Origin of the sequence: Paenibacillus sp. W2I17 (assembly GCF_030815985.1) — a bacterium.
Classification (GTDB): Bacteria; Bacillota; Bacilli; order Paenibacillales; family Paenibacillaceae; genus Paenibacillus.
Genome location: NZ_JAUSXM010000001.1, coordinates 1,440,993 through 1,462,716, shown reverse-complemented (window position 1 = coordinate 1,462,716; position 21,724 = coordinate 1,440,993). Strand labels below are relative to the sequence as shown.

General features: G+C 44.4%; 16 protein-coding genes and 2 pseudogenes. 13 read left to right on the top strand and 5 right to left on the bottom strand.

Annotated elements, in window-relative coordinates; genetic code table 11:
- Positions 1-18: 18 nt before the first annotated feature.
- Positions 19-1,122 carry a GerAB/ArcD/ProY family transporter gene (locus QF041_RS06370; protein WP_307412973.1) on the top strand — a complete coding sequence of 368 codons (1,104 nt, stop codon included), beginning with the start codon at positions 19-21 and terminating at the stop codon, positions 1,120-1,122.
- Between the two features lie 30 nt (positions 1,123-1,152).
- Positions 1,153-2,328 (top strand): Ger(x)C family spore germination protein, encoded by a 1,176-nt coding sequence (locus QF041_RS06365; RefSeq protein WP_307412972.1) that lies wholly within the window; start codon positions 1,153-1,155, stop codon positions 2,326-2,328.
- 357 nt (positions 2,329-2,685) lie between these two features.
- Here QF041_RS06365 and QF041_RS06360 read toward each other — a convergent pair whose 3' ends face one another.
- Complete coding sequence (locus tag QF041_RS06360; protein ID WP_307412971.1) at positions 2,686-3,960, bottom strand: stalk domain-containing protein; 1,275 nt, start codon at positions 3,958-3,960, stop codon at positions 2,686-2,688.
- A gap of 182 nt (positions 3,961-4,142) precedes the next feature.
- Between QF041_RS06360 and QF041_RS06355 the strand changes: the two genes are divergently transcribed.
- Both QF041_RS06355 and QF041_RS06350 read left to right on the top strand, forming a co-directional pair.
- Complete coding sequence (locus QF041_RS06355) at positions 4,143-4,511, top strand: hypothetical protein (protein ID WP_047842879.1); 369 nt, start codon at positions 4,143-4,145, stop codon at positions 4,509-4,511.
- Positions 4,512-4,529: 18 nt separating this feature from the next.
- Positions 4,530-5,762 carry a sialidase family protein gene (locus QF041_RS06350; RefSeq protein WP_307412968.1) on the top strand — a complete coding sequence of 411 codons (1,233 nt, stop codon included), beginning with the start codon at positions 4,530-4,532 and terminating at the stop codon, positions 5,760-5,762.
- A gap of 80 nt (positions 5,763-5,842) precedes the next feature.
- On the opposite strand, the gene QF041_RS06345 is transcribed toward QF041_RS06350, so the two are convergent.
- Both QF041_RS06345 and QF041_RS06340 read right to left on the bottom strand, forming a co-directional pair.
- A complete protein-coding gene (locus QF041_RS06345) occupies positions 5,843-6,268 on the bottom strand; it encodes a hypothetical protein (RefSeq protein WP_145317541.1) in 426 nt (141 codons plus the stop codon).
- 46 nt (positions 6,269-6,314) lie between these two features.
- On the bottom strand, positions 6,315-7,547 hold the full coding sequence (locus QF041_RS06340) for a GAF domain-containing sensor histidine kinase (protein ID WP_307412965.1): 1,233 nt from the start codon (positions 7,545-7,547) through the stop codon (positions 6,315-6,317).
- 163 nt (positions 7,548-7,710) lie between these two features.
- Here QF041_RS06340 and QF041_RS06335 point away from each other — a divergent pair, with 163 nt between their 5' ends.
- The 5 genes from QF041_RS06335 to QF041_RS06315 all read left to right on the top strand — a co-directional run bounded on the left by QF041_RS06335 (position 7,711) and on the right by QF041_RS06315 (position 13,901).
- A complete protein-coding gene (locus QF041_RS06335; RefSeq protein ID WP_221819423.1) occupies positions 7,711-8,019 on the top strand; it encodes a hypothetical protein in 309 nt (102 codons plus the stop codon).
- 186 nt (positions 8,020-8,205) lie between these two features.
- The gene (locus QF041_RS06330; protein ID WP_223869139.1) at positions 8,206-8,778 is read left to right on the top strand and encodes an esterase/lipase family protein; all 573 of its coding nucleotides are present in this window, start codon (positions 8,206-8,208) and stop codon (positions 8,776-8,778) included.
- 191 nt (positions 8,779-8,969) lie between these two features.
- A complete protein-coding gene (locus tag QF041_RS06325; RefSeq protein WP_307412962.1) occupies positions 8,970-9,968 on the top strand; it encodes an AraC family transcriptional regulator in 999 nt (332 codons plus the stop codon).
- 130 nt (positions 9,969-10,098) lie between these two features.
- On the top strand, positions 10,099-10,893 hold the full coding sequence (locus QF041_RS06320) for an SDR family NAD(P)-dependent oxidoreductase (RefSeq protein WP_307412961.1): 795 nt from the start codon (positions 10,099-10,101) through the stop codon (positions 10,891-10,893).
- 188 nt (positions 10,894-11,081) lie between these two features.
- Complete coding sequence (locus QF041_RS06315) at positions 11,082-13,901, top strand: glycoside hydrolase family 2 TIM barrel-domain containing protein (RefSeq protein WP_307412958.1); 2,820 nt, start codon at positions 11,082-11,084, stop codon at positions 13,899-13,901.
- A 106-nt stretch (positions 13,902-14,007) separates the two neighbouring features.
- On the opposite strand, the gene QF041_RS06310 is transcribed toward QF041_RS06315, so the two are convergent.
- Both QF041_RS06310 and QF041_RS06305 read right to left on the bottom strand, forming a co-directional pair.
- The gene (locus QF041_RS06310; RefSeq protein WP_307412956.1) at positions 14,008-15,381 is read right to left on the bottom strand and encodes a sugar phosphate nucleotidyltransferase; all 1,374 of its coding nucleotides are present in this window, start codon (positions 15,379-15,381) and stop codon (positions 14,008-14,010) included.
- 17 nt (positions 15,382-15,398) lie between these two features.
- A complete protein-coding gene (locus tag QF041_RS06305; protein WP_307412954.1) occupies positions 15,399-16,208 on the bottom strand; it encodes a DUF6492 family protein in 810 nt (269 codons plus the stop codon).
- A 202-nt stretch (positions 16,209-16,410) separates the two neighbouring features.
- On the opposite strand from QF041_RS06305, the gene QF041_RS06300 reads away from it, so the two are divergent.
- The 4 genes and pseudogenes from QF041_RS06300 to QF041_RS06285 all read left to right on the top strand — a co-directional run bounded on the left by QF041_RS06300 (position 16,411) and on the right by QF041_RS06285 (position 21,578).
- Positions 16,411-17,175, top strand: a complete 765-nt coding sequence (locus tag QF041_RS06300) for a YheC/YheD family protein (protein ID WP_307412952.1) — start codon at positions 16,411-16,413, stop codon at positions 17,173-17,175.
- 197 nt (positions 17,176-17,372) lie between these two features.
- Complete coding sequence (locus QF041_RS06295) at positions 17,373-18,113, top strand: LytR/AlgR family response regulator transcription factor (RefSeq protein ID WP_091030735.1); 741 nt, start codon at positions 17,373-17,375, stop codon at positions 18,111-18,113.
- A 1-nt stretch (position 18,114) separates the two neighbouring features.
- Positions 18,115-19,415 (top strand): annotated as a pseudogene (locus QF041_RS06290) (GHKL domain-containing protein).
- A gap of 110 nt (positions 19,416-19,525) precedes the next feature.
- Positions 19,526-21,578 (top strand): annotated as a pseudogene (locus QF041_RS06285) (serine hydrolase domain-containing protein).
- Positions 21,579-21,724: the final 146 nt, after the last annotated feature.

Below are 21,724 nucleotides of genomic sequence, written 5' to 3'. Positions count from 1 at the left end.
AAGGGAGCGGGATTACATATGTTGACTGACAAAGGGAAAATATCGGTGACTCAATTGGCATTTATGGTCTTTCCCGCCATTCTCGCGACGGCTATCTTATCTGTTCCTGGAATTACAATGCACTATGCAGGACATGACATGTGGATGACTCCAATTATAGGTTCAATCGTTGGTTTGGCTACTATTGGTATTTCCGTTGGGCTTGATCGTCTGTATCCAGGAAAAACGCTCATTCAATACAGCGTATTGATTATTGGACGGATTCCGGGCAAGTTATTCGGCCTGATATATATCGCTTTTTTGCCCCACCTGACGGGGTTGATTATTCGGGAATACGGTGAATTCATTGTCAATAATGCACTTCCGCGTACACCTTTGTTTGTTGTGATGGGTACGATGGTTGTTGTATGTGCGATTAATGTCAGACTCGGGATCGAAGTTGTCGGACGAACCTCTCAGGTGTTTGTTACCCTGCTGATCGTGCTGCTGGCTTTGATCTTTATATTATTGATCGGTGAACTGAATCCTGCCGAGCTCTTTCCTTTTATGGAGAAGGGTCCAATTCCCATTATTACGGGGGCTGCTGCACCGGCTGCATGGTTTAGTGAATATATCGTGTTGGCTTTTCTGCTACCTTATGTGAATGAAAAAAAACGAATAACCCGGGTCATGCTGGGTTCCCTTGTATTTACGACAACTGCAATGACAGTTACCAATCTGTTTTGCCTGTTTTTAATTGGTGATTTGACGGATACCTTTGTATTTCCGGTCATGATCGCAGCAAGGTACATAACCATTGCGGACTTTCTGCAACATATCGAATCCCTTATTATTGCCATCTGGATTTTCGGTATTTTCGTTAAAATTTCCGTTTTTCTATATATCTTTGCTACATCAACCGCGGAATGGTTTGGTTTGCGGGACTACAAACCTGTGGTTGGTCCACTTTCGTTCCTGTGCATAGTATTTGCTTACTGGGTTGTGTCCGGTGGATCCGGTATTTCCAGTTTGGTTAGCGCTTCAGCCAACTTGTATACGATCAGCATTTTATTAATCCTTCCGGCTATGATCTACGGTGTCGCATGGCTGAAGAAAGGGTGGGCACATTTTCGGAAGAATTGAGCGAACACCTGATTGATGGGGGAGGAGCACTTGCGAATATATAGAGTACTACTAATGCCAATATTGTGTTGTGTGCTTTTAAGTGGATGCTGGGATCGCATCGAGATTAACGATTTGGCTATCGTGCTGGCTACAGGGATAGATTATGAAGATGGCAAAGTACAATTGACTTCACAGATTTTCATTCCGCGAAAGGCGAGTGCAGGAGATAGCAGTGGGAGTGGAGGTAGTCCAAGCGGGGTAACAATGATTCGAACAGCGGAAGGACGTACAATTGCCGAGGCATTGAATCGGTTACAACGTAAAGTTCCCCGGAATATGTTCTGGGGCCACTGCGAAGTCATAATCATTAGTGAGCAAGCCGGCAAACGCGGTATCCGCGAGTATATCGATTTCTTCCTGCGTTACCCTCAGTTCAGGGAGCATGCATATGTCTTTTCCAGCGATAAGGCTGCGAAAGATATCCTTGCGTTACTTGATCCACTGGAGCGAAGTTCTGCCGAATCGTTGCGTGAGATGGCCAATCTGAAGTTAGGTACACGTGTTACTGCCCTTGAACTGGCTAAATCTATTGAAGGTCCGAGCAGTTCAGCCATTTTGTCTCGCATGTTAATCTTACCCCCGGAGCCCGATCAGGATAAACTCACGACTACGCCGTATGTGAAAGGTCTGAGCTTGTATAAGAAGGATCGCTATGTCAAGACGGTCAAAGAACCACTAAGTGTAGGTGTATTACTACTTGCAAAAGAACTGAACAGCATTATCATGCCTGTTGAGTTTGAGCCGTTAGAGGGTTCTTTCTCGATAAGACTCATTGAAAATAAAACTTCCTTGAAGCCGCGAATTGTAAACAAACAGTGGAGTATGAAGGTCGACATCCAAACCAGGGGAGAAGTGGTGTTAAATACGACGGATGCGAATCTGACTGACCCCGCTGTATTAACTAAACTGGAAAAGGAATGGTCGGCTAAGCTCACATCTTTGGCTCATGATGCTTTAGACATGTCCCAGAAAGAGCTGCGCTCCGATTTCTTTAAATTCGCAGTTGAATTCCGCAGATATTATCCGAATCAATGGAAAGCGCAGGAGAAGAACTGGGAAACCATCTATCCTGATATGGACGTGGAAGTCAAAGTAGATGCACATGTAGTACGTACCGGAAAATCAACAGGACCACAGGGGATACCTGATGAGGACGAAAGTTGAACACAATTGGCTCCTGTTACAAGCCTGAGAATAGAGGTGATTGCATGAAGCTAGGCTCAATCCTTGGAATATTGATGCTGGCGACTGCGATAGTGTATGGAGAGTGGAAGAGTAGCAAAGAAAAGCGAGTCAGAATAGTGAGCGTGGGATTTACTGCTGTGGCGGCAGTAATTGGGATCATTCTTCTCTTTCAGCCCCGTTTGCCTGGTCCTACCCAGTTTGTGAAGCTTATATTTGGAAGTGTGGATAAATTTATAAAGTAAGATGATGGGAAAAAGAAGGACCAAGTCTCTGCGTACCAGAGGCGAGGTCCTTCTTTTAGTTAAGTGAGTAGTGAGTTGCATCCAGTCAGAATGTTTACTCTTTAATCACAGAAGCATTCACTGTATCTTCCATCTTTGTATTGTAGGAACGGAACAGACCCAGACGCCAGAACGCGGCTCCTTTGAGGTCATAACGTTTGGCGAGACCGAGCTTATCATCTACAGAGGAGGGCGTTTCACTGCTTAGACTGATACCAAGCAGAAGCTTGCTCTTTGGTACACCAGCCTGTATGGCTAATTGAATCGCCTGATCCACAAGACTATTTGGCTCAGGTACCTGAGATTTGGTGCCAACCGGATTATACTGATAGGCCATAATAATAAGATCATCTGCAATAGAGGCAAGTGTTTTGTAATCATAACCTTTATAAGCACTATTTAGCGGTGGTACCGCCAGAGATAAAGCTGTGTCCTGGGGCAAGGAACTCTTTAGTTGTTTCACGTAAGCATTGAGCAGCTTCTGTTGTTCTACCGCATCCAGTTTAAAGCCCAGTCCTTCAAAATCCAGAACAACTCCACCAAAACCATGCTCTGCGACAGCAGCAGTTATGCCTTCAATCGATTTCTGCCGCAGGCTGCTGTCGCTCAGAACTTTGGTCAGTTCACCATTTCCGTCCAATGCGTACACCATGAGCTGTGGTTGGATCTGCTGATCTGCTGCGTCAGCAACGATAGACTGCGGTGTAATATCACCCGCAGCAGCAGGGAGGCGGTACTCATCCCCTTGGAGCGTAAATTGACCTTCACGATCAATGCGGCTCCAGCCAAAGGCTACGGAATTCATGGAAGTAATAAGGTCCTTTTCTTGAAAGGATTGCAATGCATAGAAGGCTCTCAGGTGCATCTCGCGTTGTGGGGAGACAAGGGAGACCGTCTTGGTTGCTTGATTCCAGCTTACTTGTACACCGAATTGGTTACTGAACGAACTTAGTGGAATAAGTACGCGGCCCTCCCGCTGAACGGGTGCTGCTGAGAGTGTAACTTTTTTTCCATTTACGGTCGCTGTGGTGCTGCCAACTTGTAATAGTACCTCGGTAGTTTGTCCTTTCACAGTGTTCGTTGCTTTTACAGTCTGTGATTTGCTGTTCCAGGTAATATCGATACCTAGGGCTTCCCCGACCGTCCGAAACGGAACATAAGTGACACCTTTATCAACTCGTGGAGCTGCATCAAATTTCAGGGGCACATCATCCAATTGAACTGAGATGGCCGGGGCAGCATAGGCTCCACCGATATTGGGGGTACTTCCAAGAATAGAGAGAGCAATTACAGTAACCGCGGCGATTTTTCCTACACGTTTAATAAGCATCGTTTGTGTCCTCCAACTCCGTACATAATAGTAGAATTATATTTTGAACAGAATCTAGTAATCTAACATATGTAGCATAACAAAATTTTCATATCGTTCCAATATAAGAGTCTGGAATATAGTCATACTGGCAGCAAGAATCGTAATATACTTTACTATATATTGCGGAAGGAGTGTGCTTTTTGCCAAACTCTACAGGCTTTATTTACAATCCAACCTCGGGTGAGACCCAATCCACTCAACTCATTGTGACGTGCATTAATGATTCCCTTAATGCTCCTGTCAGTATTGAGCTGGAAATTTTCAGATGGGACACCACTCAAACTGCGCGTATACCTATAGGTCATGATCTGTTTGAATTACTTCCTCAAGCGACCCGAACCTTAATCTATCCATTGATTAATGCTGCTTTTTACGAGGTGCAAAGCGATTATTTTAGTGCTACAAGTACGGTCATTCATGTATATGGTGTTAACTCTACAGGTCAGATCATCCAGCGTGTGCTTCAATCGGAGATGACATTAATTGATCGATTCACAAATATCCCTTAAAGGAATTGAGGTGAGCAGATGGTAGTTGTGAATATTACCGGGGCTTTGGCAGGCAGTCAATTTGAACCTTCAATTGCAGTTAATACGCTGAACCCGAATATCATGTGCGTGGTAGCTGTGGATACCAGTACCGGGCCAACATTGACTGGTTTCTATCGTTCCATTAATGGAGGCAGTACCTGGTCCACCACGGTACTTCCTCAACCGGCAGGGTATACAGGAGCAGAGGCGCCTACGATAGACTATACGTTTCCGAATACGTTTATCGTTACCGTGCATTTGTTTAACGGGATCAATGATGGGACGATTGCGAGTTATACTTCATTTGATGATGGACTAACGTGGCAGCCACCGGTTATCGTCCAGGCGGGGTTCGGTACAATTGTTCATAATGATGAGCCTTACATAGCCGTTGACCGTTCTCCAGGTAGCCCCTATCGTGGCCATGCATATGTCGGATATACGCCGCTCGCGACAACTTCTTCCGCGATCTTTACGCAAAGGTCGCTCGACCAGGGGATCTCCTGGGAGCCGCCTGATCGACAGTCGAATCCCCGAGGAATACACGATCGAGCTGCGCTGGCTGTTGGATTCTCAGGTCAAGTCTATGCGGGATATATCATTACGGGTCCTGCCAGTCCATCCGCGTTATTACGTATTTCGTACGATGGGGGCATTACCTATCAACCTCTTCTTGAAAGACAGGCAACGTTTATTTCATCCGTAGTACCGGCACCTTCGCCTTTACCTGTGCCGAATTATGCTTTTCGAGTGCAGACCAACCTAAGTCTGGGAGCAGATATTTCCGTTGGACCTAACAGCGGAACCGTGTATGCTGTATGGAATGATGCGCGAGCTGGATATACCGATGTTTTACTCTGCGAATCTCCGGATGGCCTTTTATGGTCAGACCCCATCAGTATCACAGGCGCGCCACCGGGTACACAGAATTTTTTCCCGTCCATAACCGTATCACCTTTTGCAGGGACGATCAGGGTAATTTATTACTCCAATCGAATTGACGGATTCCTGCTGGACGTTTTTGTTGCGGAATCATTTAATGGAGGTGCGAGCTTCACTAATCGTCGCATCACAACTACATCTTTTAATCCAAACGGCAACTCTCCGATGCCCACAGTACTCATTGGAGACTATATTACTGCGGCTACAGTTAGTCCAGATAATCTGGCAGCTGTCTGGATGGCGACAACGCCGCCCACAGGCAAGCTGGATGTTTATTTTGGAAACTGATGCAATGTAAATTGGAACACCCCCATACCTTAATCTTTATGAACAAAAAGATTAAGAGTATGGGGGTGGAGGTGTTCATTTTAATCCGAAACGACAAATCCGTCGAAACTCTCGGGGCCTACCCGAACCGTTCCGAGCAAGTTGGTACTGATAAATGCACTGTAGGTTAATTGTGGCACGATCGGTGTGTTAAAGTCATTGGCAGAGAAAACGATCACTTCAGGGTTAAGCAGACCGTTCAGACCATACGTGTAGTTGCCGGAGTAAACGATCGGATCGGTTGCCACTGTGCCTCTTACAATAATAATCCTCACTTGAAATAGGGCAAGTGGTAATTGTACCGTTATGGTTCCCTTTAGAGAGACTCTCAGGTTGGGTCCGGCTCCAGCCGTTTGCAGACCAATCTGGCCGAATAATTGAGGCGTGTTAATCACTGGAATCGGTATGGAGATGGAATTAAACAACGCAGCATTTTGCGATGATCTTGCATCCAGAAATTGTGTCAACGTATATACCTCCTATCTTTTTCAGATAGAATAATATATTCATCATTCAGATATTTGTATGGACGGTGGGTGCAGCGCTGGAAATATTAAAGACAAACTGACTGCCCATAGGACTGGACTCTTTAAGCCATACAACCCCACCCATTAATTCAGCGAGTTGTTTACAGATGGACAGGCCAAGCCCCGCTCCGCCATATTTTCCTGAATTACCATGAATCTGGGAATAGGATTTGAACAACAGATCCTGACGATCCTGCGGGATGCCAATGCCCGTATCCTTTATTTCGTAGGATGCATGGAGAGTACCTTTTGTATCAACAGATACCTCAGTAGAGATGCATACTTCACCTTTCTCCGTAAATTTAAGCGCATTCCCAACGAGATTGATTAAAATCTGACGAACTTTGTGCTGATCACCCATAAGCATCAGATGGTCATTAATATTATATTCTGCGTACAACCTAATTCCTTTTTTCTGTGCTTCAGAAGAGAATAATTGTAATACATGTTCAACTGTTTCAGTGACACTATAGGGCTTGATCTCGAGAGAGATCGCACCAGCTTCTGCTTTGGAGTAGTCCAGAATTTGATCCATCATCGACAGAAGGCTGGCGCCACTTGACTCAATGACATTAACATATAACGATTGATCCTCACTCAGCCTGGTCGATTGCAACAGATTGGCCATTGCAAGAACACCATTCATTGGCGTCCGGATTTCATGACTGAGAACGGCCAGCAAATTTTTCTTTTCTTCAAGCACTTTTGCAGCGGTCTCTTCCGCCTGTTTTAACTGTTGAAGAGTTGTTTCCATCTCAAGAAGACTCGTGAAAAATGAAGACAAGGAGAGCAGCAGATCCACGTCCTTTTGTTGATAGGAATAGAAATCCTGATCAAATGAGCAAAGGGAGCCGTAAATTTCTCCGTTCTCATTATGTATAGGTACACCGACAAATGAGCATCCACCTACGAATTCGGTTGCGTCCATATGTCTGGTTAATGGATGGGTTAGATTATTATTAATTACTAACGGGCCTTGGGAATGTTCAGTCACAAGTGCACAGTATGACTCGGCGTTATCAACGACCAGCCCCTCACCCAGAATTAGTTTGTCACGATTATATACGTTCAGAACTTTGGTGGATAGATGATCCAACTGGGCAATACAAAACGTATTTGCAGGAATTAACCTGCTTGCCGTGTCCATAACGTTAGCAGCCGAATCATATAATTTATGTGAGACAATGGATAGTACATCAATGAATTCTGTTTTCAACATATTGATTTGACTCCTCCTGATTGTAGAAATTCGTTGTGCACTGTATTCAGTATATATGAATTGAAAGAATAGAGCATGTATGGTTTTGACAGTGGAAGACGGAAATGAGAAAATATAATGCTGTGGAACATGTATATATTAATAAAGTTTTGGAGGCAAATCAATGAATCAGCGTTTTCGAATTACCCGATCCATGCAAGAAAGCAATGCGGAACAATCCATCTCGCTGGAAGAGTGCAAACTCTACTTCGAATCCCAACCCGATTTTACCTATTCACCGGTTCTTAACATTGTAGGAGCTGAGAGCACCATGACCATCGAGGGGGACTTTTTTATGTGGGACCTTGAGGGTGCACAGATTGCTTTTCGTTTGTACATGGGAGATCTGTATGTAGCTATTTCTAACGAAGCTATTGTTCCCAAAATGATTGAGATTGCAACGGATCTACGTGCAGATATCGTTGAAGGATAAGAAGTAGAGAACTAGGGTTTGATAAAATGTAATGATGTTAGTTGTAGTCTACTTTAGACATTCCTGTAAAAATGAGACTAAAGGTTCATTTATATTCCATATGTTAGATTGTAATATATGGAATATAAAACATTTTACAGGAGAGTGAATGAAGTGAAAAAGACCAAATTAATACTTATTGTATTCATGAGTATGATCCTTGCCTTATCAATAACTGGAATAGGATCGAGTTCAAAGGCTTCTGCAGCTACGGCACGTACACCCATTGTATTGGTACATGGATTGACCGGTTCAGATAGCAATTTTACAGCAATTGAGAGTTATTTGCGTAGCCAAGGGTGGACAAGAGACGAATTATTCGCAATTGACCTTCCTAGCAAACAAGGAAACCAGCTGTTGAACTCCGCAGCAATTAGTCGATTCGTAGATGATGTTCTGCGCGAAACGGGTCATACAAAAGTCAATATTATAGCTCATAGCATGGGTGGAGCTAATAGTCTCTATTACATACTTAACCGTGGAGGCGCTTCCAAAGTTGATAAGTTGATTACCCTTGGCGGGGCTAATCGATTGACCACAACGACAGCTCCGAGTGGAATAAAGGTGACTTCGATCTATTCCACCAGTGACACGATTGTGTCCCCGGTACTTTCCCGGTTGAACGGGGCGAACAACGTTTCGGTTTCCCTCGTATCCCATATCGGTCTGCTGTTTAACTCACGGGTGAATGCCCTGATCAAAACTGCGTTGAATGAGTAGCTGAACATACAAAATGTGCATTCTTTCATAATATACTGAATGATTGACTTGAACACGACTGACCATTCATGGTTAGTCGTGTTTTCGTATTACGGGAAATGGCTCGCTGAGGTAAGTTTCAAAAATAGGTACATCCATTCTATAATTAGAAATCAGAATGAAAATGGAACAAGTTAAAGGAGTCTGTATACATGCAATCTCAACCGAATGATCGGATTAAAGTTCATCCAGGCTTTTGGGCTGGATTACATCAATTAGGGATTGGTGCTGATGACATCGCTCGTACAGCTCAACTATCTCTTGAGACAATAAATAAACCTGTAGTGACCCAATCTCAATACTTCGCAATCTGGCAGGCCTACTCTGATCTCAATGGGGACACCGCCGAGGGCATCATCAAACTTGCAACCGGATATGAAATATCGAAGTATCCTCCGCCTGTTCTGGCGATGTACCATGCTCGTGATTATCGTGATGCGTTGAATCGCATGGTGCGTTACAAGCAAATGTGTCCTCCCGAGAGTTTGCAGATTACCGAAGCAGGGGAGGAATGGTTCATTGAACTCGGATGGTTACATAAGGAGCAACCAGGTCCGCCATTACTGGTCGGTATTACGCTGGCATTTCTGATCGAACTTGGACGGAGGGGCACAGGACAGCCTTTGATTGCAAAACGGGTTGAGTTCTCCCAACCGATGGGTGACGTAGCCACCCTTGAGGATTACTTCGGCTGCCGAGTCGATACGAATTCCAACTATAATCGGCTGACGCTGGAACGGAAAGATCTGAGTCTTCCATTTCTATCGTATAACGAGGAGTTACTGGAGATTCTGACCCCGGCTCTGGATCGGTCGCTGGACGAACAAGAGAGCAATCGTTCCATTACTGAAGTGGTCAAATGGATCATGAAACGCAGCCTCACAGGAAAGCGCCCTGACATCCAGACAGTCGCCAAAGAGCTTCGCATGAGTGATCGTACTTTGCAGCGGCGACTGACGGAGGAGAACACAAACTTCAAGCAATTATTAACCGAGGCCAGACGTGAGCAGGCCCGAGAGTACCTTGCAGATCCTTCGCTCGATATCAAAGAAGTGGCATTTCTGGTTGGATATGAAGATCAGAATTCGTTCTATCGTGCTTTCAAGACCTGGGAAGGGGATACACCTTCAAATTGGCGTGTCAGGCAATAACTCTGGCGCAAGCTGCTAGTTACTAGACCCTTCAGACTGCGTAATATTGTATCTATCCGGTGTATGAAGCTGTTGGCGATATTCAAGAAATAGCTGCCGGATAGTTGTAATCAAGAAGGAGAAATGCAGGATGGATATGGGACTAAAAGAGAAAACAGCCTTAGTTACAGGATCAACAAAAGGGATCGGCAAAGCGATTGCTATTGAACTCGCTCGAGAAGGTGTTCATGTTCTGATTAATGGACGCAATGATGAAGAGGTAGAACAAACAGTTCGTGAAATCAAGTCCACTTTTCCGGAGACCTCTCCGCAAAAGGCTACCGCTGATCTTGTGGATCTGGCGCAACGCCAAGCTTTATTCGAGAAATTTCCTGAAGTTGATATATTAATCAATAGCATGGGTATATATGAAATCATGAGTTATGAAGACATAAATGATGAAGTGTGGGAGAAATATTTCCGTATTAATGTACTTGCTGCCAATGGCTTATCCCAATTTTATTTACCTAAAATGGTGAAGAACAATGACGGGCGTATTATTTTCATCGCAAGTGAAGAAGCCCTTATGCCTTCAGGCCAGATGCCCCAGTATTGCATGACCAAGTCAATGCTGCTGTCATTATCCAAAAGTTTGTCCAAACTGACAGCAGGGACTGAGGTTACGATCAATACGATCCTGCCAGGTCCAACACTGTCCGAAAACGTACAAGAAATCATTGAGGGCATATACCCTGATGAGACGTTGAATTTCGAGGAAAAAGAGAAAGACTTTATGAAGAGTAATCTGCCACAGTCCGAATTACAGCGATTCATCAAGCCAAGTGAAATAGGCAGACTCGCTGCATTTGTATGCAGCCCATATGCTTCAGCCTTCAGAGGCTCTCCCATCCGGATGGACGGGGGCATGGTTCCCACCATATTTTAAAATTGTTCAGGATACAGGATAGGTATCCATAAGATGTCGCCAGTATTGGCGACTTTTTTATTTGTAAATGATCTATGCGAGGGGCGTCAATCGAGTTTATAATACAGGTATGATTTCTCGAAAACGATTTCTGTTCATTGGAAGCGATTACTTTTGTCGATTATATGAATCCAAAAGGGGACACTATCATGATAGCTGCAATAAATCTGGAAGGCATATGGAAACTCCAACTCGATGAACATAAGGTGGAACGTGGTCTGAATTTCTCAGACGTTATTACATTGCCAAATACTACATCTCATGCGGCCAAGGGCAAGAAAAACGAGAATGTGTTAATCGGTGCGCTGACGGATGAGTACTTATTTGAGGGTTATGCCTGGTTTTCACGAGAGATTGAAATTCCCGAACACTTGGCTGGCAAACGTTGCTTCTTGCATCTGGAACGAACAAGAGTTACCACAGTCTGGATTGATGGGGTGGAATGGGGAACGCAAAACAGTCTGAACACACCTCACCGTTACGAGATTGAGGCAGGGCTAACCGCTGGGACTCATACAATTACCATTCGAGTGGACAATACCAATTATCCAACCAAAGGTGGTCACCTTACATCCGAAGACACGCAGACGAATTGGAACGGCATCACCGGGAAATTGGAACTTCAATTTTTCGAGCGTGTTTTCCTGGATAATGTTCAGGTCTATCCCGATCTTGCGACTCGATCTTTCGAGATCAAGGCAGCACTTGTTGGTGACCTGCAAGAAGTACGAATCGTGGTTTCGGCTGTTGCAGTCAGTGCAGATCCGGTGTATACGACCGAGGAACAGATTTTCGCCCCGGATTCGCAGGAAATCCAGCTGACGTACAAGATTGGCGAAGATGCGATGTTATGGAGTGATGATGAACCTAACCTGTACCAACTTCATATTCATCTGCAAGATCAGGACGGCGAAGTGCTGGATTTCACCGAAGTATGGACGGGATTACGGGAATTCCGGGCTGCTGGAGACAAATTCACCATTAATGGTCGCAAAACGTTTCTTCGAGGCAAACATGACGGGCTGATCTTTCCGCTCACGGGATACGCGCCAACAGATGTGGATGAATGGGTTCGTATTCTCGCTATCTCCAAGTCCTACGGTATCAATCACTACCGTTTCCATACCTGTTGTCCTCCGGAGGCTGCTTTTATTGCAGCGGATCTGCTCGGCATCTACATGGAGCCTGAGCTTCCGTTCTGGGGAACCATTACGGATGAATCTTCGGATGGGCATAATCAAGCCGAGCAGGATTACTTGATTAGCGAAGGATTTGCGATGCTGCGTGCTTTTGGTAATCATCCTTCGTTTGTCATGATGTCCATGGGGAATGAACTATGGGGAAGCAAGGACAGATTGAATTCGATCCTGAAGGCATACAAAGCATATGATCATCGTCATCTATACACCGAGGGTTCGAATAACTTTCAGTTTGTGCCGGACATTCTGGAGGAAAGTGAATTCTTCTGCGGGGTTCGTTTCTCCAAAGAGCGCCTGTTCAGAGGTTCATATGCGATGTGTGATGCTCCGCTCGGTCACGTGCAGACCGACCTGCCAAATACATTGAAAGATTACGATTCAAACATTGTACCTGAGCAAGGCAGCGATGCTGACCCTTCTGGTCAGACTGGGGACAAAGAGATTCAGATTCAATATGGGACAGGTTCCAAAACAGTGCAGGCCGAAGCTGGAAGTGACCAACTTGTCTCACACGTACCAATCATCTCGCATGAAATTGGACAGTACGCCACGTTTCCTAATTTCGAGGAGATCAACAAGTATACGGGTTCTCTCAAAGCCAAGAATTTCGAAGTGTTTCGAGAGCGTCTGAATGCCAAAGGACTGGGACATCTGGCGGAAGCCTACTTCAGAGCCTCTGGTAAACTCGCGGTTGCATGTTACAAGGAAGAACTGGAAGCTGCTTTTCGTTCGCAGCAACTAGCCGGGTTCCAGCTGCTGGATCTTCAGGATTTCAGTGGTCAGGGAACAGCGCTTGTGGGTGTACTGGACGCATTCATGGATTCCAAAGGCATGATTACACCTGAGGAGTGGAGAACGTTTTGTTCCGACGCTGTGTTGTTGGCGAGATTCCCCAAATATAATTATCAAGCGGGTGAATTGTTCGAAGCACGCATTGAACTAAGTTACTTCCGGAGACAAGCATTGGATGGACTTCAATTGAAGTGGGAAATTCAAAGCGAGCAGATCGAGGGAAGCGTCCTATTGGAAGGAAAAGCAGACCTGCCAGCGACCCATGGAGAACATTATGTGAATATCGCGGATCTCAGCATTCGCATTCCTGAAGTCTCCAATATGACCAAAGTGGAGCTTAGACTGTCCATTCCGGGCACGGATATCCGTAAGTCTTACGACCTGTGGATCTACCCGAGTCAGGAGGAAGTGGACCTGAGCGGTTTGAATCTATTTACCGAACTCTCGGAACAGGCGTTGGCGCTGCTTGAGCAGGGCGAGGATATTTTACTTTTCCCGAATCCCAATCAGCTTCAACACGCGATCCAAGGTTTCTATAGCACCGATTTCTGGTCTTATCCTATGTTTCGTTCCATATCAGAGAATATGAAAAGAGAAGTTCCTGTGGGCACAATGGGCTTGTTAATTCAACAGGATCATCCGGCCTTCGAACATTTTGTCACAGAGGAGCACTCAACTTATCCGTGGTGGAGCATCGTGTCCGAGTCGTCATCGATCATCTTGGATGAGTTGGATAAAGACTTGAATCCGATCGTGCAGACCATTGATAATTTTGAGCGAAACCACAAGCTCGGCCTGTTGATGGAGTGTCGGGTCCGGAAGGGGAGAGTGCTGATTGGAGCGCTGAATCTGGAGCGTCTGATGACTACATTGGAGGGCAGACAGTTGTTATACAGCTTCCAGCGTTATGTACAAAGTTCCGCTTACCAGCCAGTTGCACGTCTGGAAGTAGAGGAACTTCGCAAGTTGTTTAACTAAGATATAGGGAGAAGAAGTGTCAGGTTTCCCTTAATTATGCCAATGAGCCCCTTCCGCGAATGGAAGGGGCTATAAGACATGCAGATTGAATCGGTTCATTCTCCCATTAAGCGTTAGATGAACCTGCACTTTTTAGGATTACATTCCAATCTTCTTCTTCAAAAAGTATGTTGTCTTTATCCTCTGTTACTCCGATCCGGACCTCAAGGATCACCATCCTGGTTTCAGCAAGAATAGAAAAGAGACTCTCCTTGGTAATCGCGAACTGATTGCCCATACTCACTTGCATGACCTTTCCGTTGACAAGCACTTGCCCACTGCCTGCAAGCACGGTCCATGCTCTACACCCAGTTCTATGCCAGTTCAACCCGATATGTTTGCCGGGTAGAACCGTTATGTTTAATGTGGTTACAGTTGTATTCTCATCTTCTAACGAACCTTCAATAACACGATAACTGCCCCAGGTTGCTTCACCATACATCGGTTTTAATGGCAAGTTACCCAATTGCGCTTTAATTTCATTTGAATTATTTTTGTTGGCAATGAGAATGCCGTCCGGACTTGCGGCAGCGATAATACCTGGCACACCAATGACTTGGATGGGGTAGGGAAGCTCGTTAATAATATAGGAATTGGAGGAAGAACCCGAGATTCCACCGTGTCCGATTACATGGGTATCTAACTGCGCGCACAACGTATCCCAGCTTCCGATATCCTGCCATACTCCCTTATAAGGCAGGACTACGGCCCGCTGTACCTTTTCTGCAACATGCTTGTCAAAACTGCGTTCAGGCAACGCTTCATACAGGGACGACAATTGATCATAATGAACCGGAAGCCCCATTTTTTTAATATGGGATATCATAAACGCGACGGTGAATGCGTACACACCGCAGTTCCATAGTGCCCCACGTTGTAGCAGAGTTTCAGCAATGGTGGCTTCGGGTTTTTCTATAAATTGTGTTATGGGCGCATAAGCATTACGTTCTTCTCCATCCGGCAGGATGTATCCATACTGTTCTGAAGCATGTGTAGGCCTTGTCCCAATTAAAGCGATATCGGCTTGAGAATGTTTCAATATGTCCGGCAGTAATTGGAAGTTGCTGAAAAAATCTTCACCTGCGAACACATCAGCTGGAGCGATACAGATCACATCGTCATCTTTGGCCATTCGGAAGGATTGCAGATATAACGTCGCTAAGGCAGCCGCAGTAAAAGTGCCTCGTTTATAAGGTTCCCCGATGACTGGTATTTTGCCTTGAGTATGTCGTACCGTAATGTTAGCCTGATCCTGATGTGAAATAATGAGTGTTGAATCCGTTAGGGATGAACTGTCAAGCTGGCGGCATACTCTGCTGATCATGGATTCCCTACCTCCAGCGGGTGATGGAAGTATATCTATGAACAGCTTGGAGCGAAGCTCATTGGATAAAGGCCAGAGCCTTTTGCCAGAGCCGCCGCACAGCAGTACGATATGCATGGGCTTCCTCCTTAAGCTCAGGGAGCTTTACTATAGATTTTCCGTTTATGAAAGGAAAGAGAACGATATTTAAGAGCCAGATCGCGGATTTGTTGCTCTTTTAACGAAGAAGCGTTCACATTCAGACTTTTATTCTTGGAACTTCTAAGGACCATGCTGCCTGGGTTTTTCGTGTACATAAAATTGGCATACGTTTCATACTCGGAGAAACCAAACTGTTTCTTCTTATTGATATTGGAGATGATCGCTTTGTACCATGGCAGCTTATGAACCGCTTCAATTTTCTGTTTTAAGGCAGCGAGTTTCGATTTGTCGAACAGCATATAATGGGTGACAAAAGAGCGGGGACGCGGAGCTTTCATGCCTAACAACTTGCGGTAGGTATTGAAATATTCCGGCTGGCTCCAGTCACGGCAGTAAAAGACTGTTTTGCCTTCTACAAGAAATGAATGAGGTTTAATCAGTACGGTATCTGCATCCATGACTAGAAAGTACTTTGCCTTCACAATGGAATCTCCGTTCATTTTGAGCAGCTGCTGATATAACCAGCCTGACCGATTCCATCGGGAGGACTGGTAGTGTATGTCGTTTTTGGTTATAGGCAGGACGGATCGCTCATTAACAAAAATGCAGTTTTTAAGGGAACAGAGTTTTCTGATTTTGGTGCTGACCGGAGAAACAATATATATGCTTCCAATGGGATGTTTTACATAACGGCGAATGTTATCGATGACCAGGGGAAGGGTAGCCAAATCTTTCTCGATCGCTGGTATAAGAACATCAATCTTAGGCGCATTATTCAACCGGATTCCAGGCTGGACGGACATCTTCTCAACTCCTTGCACAAATCGTGATGACTCATTATATGGTATGTGTGCAAAAGTGTTTTGGTCAGGGCATGTGCAAATATACATTTTTACGAATAGGGGCTTTTGTTGAGGGTTCCTTTATCGGTATTACATATAATGCTTGCAGGATCTTGATCAAACAGCAGGCTTTGATGCGGTTGCTGAAGGGAGAGTTTACGACATGGGAGTTGATAAATTGCAGCCGTTAAGAAGCAAATGGTTAAAAACAAAATTGATCATTAATAATGAATTAATTAAACCGTTCATCCCCGACACACAGAAATATAACAAGATGAATCTGAAATCCATGATCAGCAAATATGGAATGGTCTATGTCAAACCCGAGAGAGGTACTTTCGGGATGGGTGTTATTAAGGCAGAGATGGAAAGTCAGCAACATTTTGTCTATCAGATAGAGCAAAAACGTCTGACGTTTGACAGTTTTGAATCGTTTTATAACAGTCTGACTCGTCTGGTGAATAAAAGAAGTTATCTGATTCAGAGAGGAATCCATCTGCTTAAGCACAATAACAGACGTTTTGACATCCGTGTCATGATACAGCTAAGCCCGACCAAACATTGGGAAGCTACTGGAATCATCGGGCGACTGGGTCATCCAAAGAAAATCGTAACCAATTATCATAGTGGTGGTACACCGATGGATATTCACAAGCTGCTAAAATCACATGCATCCACCAAACGCAGAAACGAACTGATTCAAGAGATGAATGAGCTTAGCCTGCGCATAGCTCGTCATATGAAAAAAAAGTACCCGCATCTTAAGCAAATTGGTGTGGATATCGGCCTTGACCACAGTCTGAAACCCTGGATTATTGAAGTAAATGTCAAACCTGACCCATATATATTCAATCAATTAAAGGACAAGACGATGTATCGCAAGGTAATACGATATTACCGCCATGCTTTCCCCAAAAAAACAAAATAACAGACTGGACTTTTCATAGGAATGCTGGAGAAGGTTACAAGCTCAAGAGTCGCCAATGTGGCGACTTTTTTTGTTGATCTGCGTTTTAGGGTCGGAATAATGCATTTCATCCCAATTCGACTCCGAAACCTATGTTAAAATAGTATATTCGAGAGTGAAATTCAGAGTCGATGTCGATGAAAGGCGGATGTTCCCCCATGTTCAATATTGCAATCTGTGATGATGAGGAGCAGCAACGAGAACGTGTGAAATCCATGCTGGTCTCCTTATCTCTAAAAACCAATTTTGATTTTCAAATTAGTCTATTCACATCTGGTGAACAACTGCTCTCACACTACAGAGAGGTTGGGGATACATTCAATATTCTCATCTTGGATGTGGAGATGGGCGGAATGAACGGGATTCAGACCGCTAAAGAGATCAGGAACATGAAGTTTCTGGATGTACAGATTATGTTTCTGACCAGTTACCCGGAATATATGGTGGAGAGCTTTGATGTCATCACCTTTCAATATCTGATCAAGCCAATCCAGCCGCAAGTTTTCGAGGAAAAGATGATTAAGCTGTGTCAATATTTTCAGGCATTGGACAAAAAGTATGTACTAATCAAATCAGACTATGATGAACTGCTGCTGAAATATGATGATATTCTCTGGATTGAGGTCGTCAAAAGTTTAACGATCAAGAACAAGTTGAATTTTGTGACACAGGAAAATGTACATGAAACCAAAGGCATTTTATCCAGCTACGCTACAGGTTTGAAAGACCATGGTTTCTTACAGATTCATCGCTCGATTATCATCAACCTGATGCATGTTCAGAAGTTTTCCGGTACTCAAGTTGTCATGTTGAATGGAACGGAACTGCCCATAGGTCGATCCAAGGTCAAAGAAATCAAGGATGCTTACACCAAATATATGATCATGAGGATTCAATGATATGGGTACCTATATGATCTTTTCCATCATCTTTGTGACTTTACTTATGGCATTTCAGGCGAACTTTTATTTTGATTCTGTGTTGGGCAAGTCCAGGCGTAAGCCGCGCGCAGAGGGATCTATTTCATCGTTTTTATCCTGCTTTGTTATTTTTATTTGGTTTCTTCCTTCTCTGATATCGTTTCTACTGCTGTTGCTCTGCTGTTAATCTTCAGTCTGGCACAGTCCTATGAAGTGGAGTTCAAAATCAAGCTTGTTTTTACCATCCTGTATGCGGTTCTGATTACTATGGCGAATACTATAGCTGTATATATTCTCGGAGTTTTGGAATCCACAGATTTCATTTCATGGGAACAGTTCAACGGAGAAGACCACTGGATTCTCTCCAAGGTGATGCTGGTTGGTTGCAGTATTATGTTCATTGTTATTCAAATTGTGCGTTTAGTGGCCAAACGCAGAAGTTTTGCCGTGCATTATCGGTATTATTTGCTGTTTCTTATCGTACCCATTATTACGATCTATCAGATCAATGTGGCCTCCATATATAGTGAAAAAAACATATTCTACGTCTTTTCCGTACTGGGCTCTCTATTTCTCAACGTGTTCATTGTATATGTATTTGATAATATGGTGGAAAAGGTACAGCTTGCGCATGAAAATACCCAGTTACAGCGTCAGATGGACTACCAGGATGCCAACTATGAGAAGACCGTTCACAGTTTCAAAAACATTAAATCCATCATCCATGATATCAATCAGCAATTTCTGTATATTGATGAATGTATCCAACGTAACGAACTGGCGGCGGCAGGTGACCATATTAAATCTACATTAAATACCATTGAAGGTGCGTACCAGCGGGTGAACTCCGGCAATCTGGTCATCGATGCACTCGTTACAAATACCTTGGCTATGGGGCAGGCAAACGGGATCAAAATCGACACCAAAATCCAGCTCCACTCGCAACATATCCAGATCGATCGATATGATCTGTGTGTGGTGCTGGGTAACATGCTTGATAACGCAATTGAAGCCTCCAAGAAGGTTAGACAGGCGGAGGATCGATACATCCTCATTGCCATTCACTCCACATCATCTGCACTTGTCATCCAGATTATGAATCATGTGGAGCAACCGATCGTTGACTTGAAAAGTGACAAGCCCAATCCGGAGTACCATGGGATCGGTCTAACCAATATATCGCGAATGTGCGAGAAATATGGTGGACATATGAGTATTGAGCATCAGCATCGGAAATTTAACAACATGGTCGTGCTTCCGTTCCACACCGACAATCCCTGAACCTGCCGTTCAGGGGTTGTTTTTTTCCATTCAGGGTTCGTTTGCGTTCGAACAGTCTCTTCCCGGATATGATGAATCCATTCATAAGAACATTTGAAGGAGGACATGGGATGAAGAAATTAATTAGTCTTTTATGTACAGCGGTGCTTGTAATTACACCGCTGGCAGATGTCAGCGCAGAGGCGAATAATAACAGTACGATTGAGGCACGGGCGGAGCAGATCGCCAAGGAGATGGTGCAAACCTACGGTGTCACCAGTGTGCAATATGCGATCATGGATGAAGGAGAATACATTTTATCAGATAGTGTAGGACTGCACGATAAGGCATCACAGAAGCCAGTAGACAAGGATAGCATGTATGGCATAGGTTCGGTTAGCAAAATGGTTGTTACGGCAGCCGCCATGAAGCTGGTTGATTCCGGTAAAATAGATCTGGATGAGCCGCTTACTTCGTATATCAAGGACTTTAAAATGGCAGATGCGCGCTATACTCAAATCACACCGCGCATGTTGATGAATCATTCATCCGGTCTTTACGGTACACATTATGGAAACAGCATGTTGTTTGAAGATAATGACACCCGCAATCATGATGAGTTATTGCTCAAACTTCAGTCCGAAAAACTGAAATCCAAACCTGGCGCATACTCCGTCTACGCCAATGACGGTTTTCAATTGCTTGAAATCCTGGTTGAACGGGTGAGCGGATTAAGCTACAGCGAATATATCGCCAAGTTCATCAGCGAGCCGTTGAAGTTGGAATCAACGAAGACACCACTAGATTCCTTTGACAGAGCGCAATTATCCGAAACCTATTGGCCTACACTTGAGATGAAGATGCCTACCGAAAATGCAAACATTATCGGCACAGGCGGAGTGTACTCTACCGCAGAAGAATTGAGTCAATTCGGAGAGGTTTTAATGGGGAACAGACCGGATATTCTGTCCGAATCTGCTGTGAAGGCCATGCAATCTCATGAATATCGTAAGGGCATATGGGTATCTGATGAGCAAAATACGATCAATTATGGCTTGGGATGGGATTCGGTTGACCTTGCACCTTTCAGCGATTATGGGGTTACCGCGCTTGCCAAAGGCGGGGATACCATGTTGTACCATGCCGTGTTAATCACTATACCTGAACATGATATTTCAATGGCGGTTCTATCATCTGGCGGATCTTCCATCTACAATCAGATGTTTGCCAGCAAAGTGCTGCTGGACGTTCTGGAGGATCAGGGCATCATCGATGATGTTCAGCCTGATCAGAAATTCTCACCACCTGTCAAAGTGAAGATGCCAACAGAATTAAGCGCGTACTCCGGTCTCTATGGTACGGTAGGAGAGACATTGGATATAACGATTAAGGATGGTGAGATGCAACTGCCTGCTTTGCTGGGTGGAATTATTCCTGAGCAGACCTATGTGTACACAGGCGACGAACATTTTACAAGTGCGGATGGCAGTGTAAAAGCTAGCTTTGTGAAGGAACGTAATGACAAGGTGTATGTTAAAGTTCAGGGCATGATTACGTTACCCGGCATAGGTCAAACGGTAATGAACACGTATGATTATCAAAAACTGGATCATAATGCGCTTGACGCAGCAACGAAAGAGAAATGGACAGCTCGTGACGGCTCGAAATATTACGCGTTGGATGAAAAAATAACATCGATCTTTTATCTGCTTCCATCAATGCTGATCAAGAACCTGTCTGTTGATGCCAAAAATGGCTATGCTAATGGCACGCAAATCATGGATGCAAACAACGCAGAGAATATCGCCGAGATTCCTGTAATGAACGGAAGGAGACGCGTTTGATCTGCAATTTTACACAAAGAATGGCGCCGAGATTTTGCTCCAGGATGGGCAGGAATACATTGCCGAGGATGCGATTACTCCAATCTTTGGTGGGAAAAAAGGAGTTACGACTATTCCGGCAAACGGTCAAGCCCGGTGGTATGCGATCGACGCCCGCTCGGGTAACAAATCCATCACGGTGGATTCTCCGAAGACCGGAGGTTATGCAGTGTATAATGATAAAGGGGAAATGGTTGACTTCTCTGTAGCAACCAATCAGGAATCGACAAAGCTCCCGAAAAGTGGTTTTATCGTTTTTGGTGGGGATGCCGGTGATGTATTCCAGATTGAATTAAAGTAAAGCAGAAACTTCATTAATGAGTCACGTTCGCAACTTATCACCGAAAAAATACAGTTATCAAGAAGTCGCCTGGTGGCGGCTTTTTTGATATTTTCTTTGAATAATTTAACAATCCGGTAACTATTTGGACCTATCACGCGTTATGT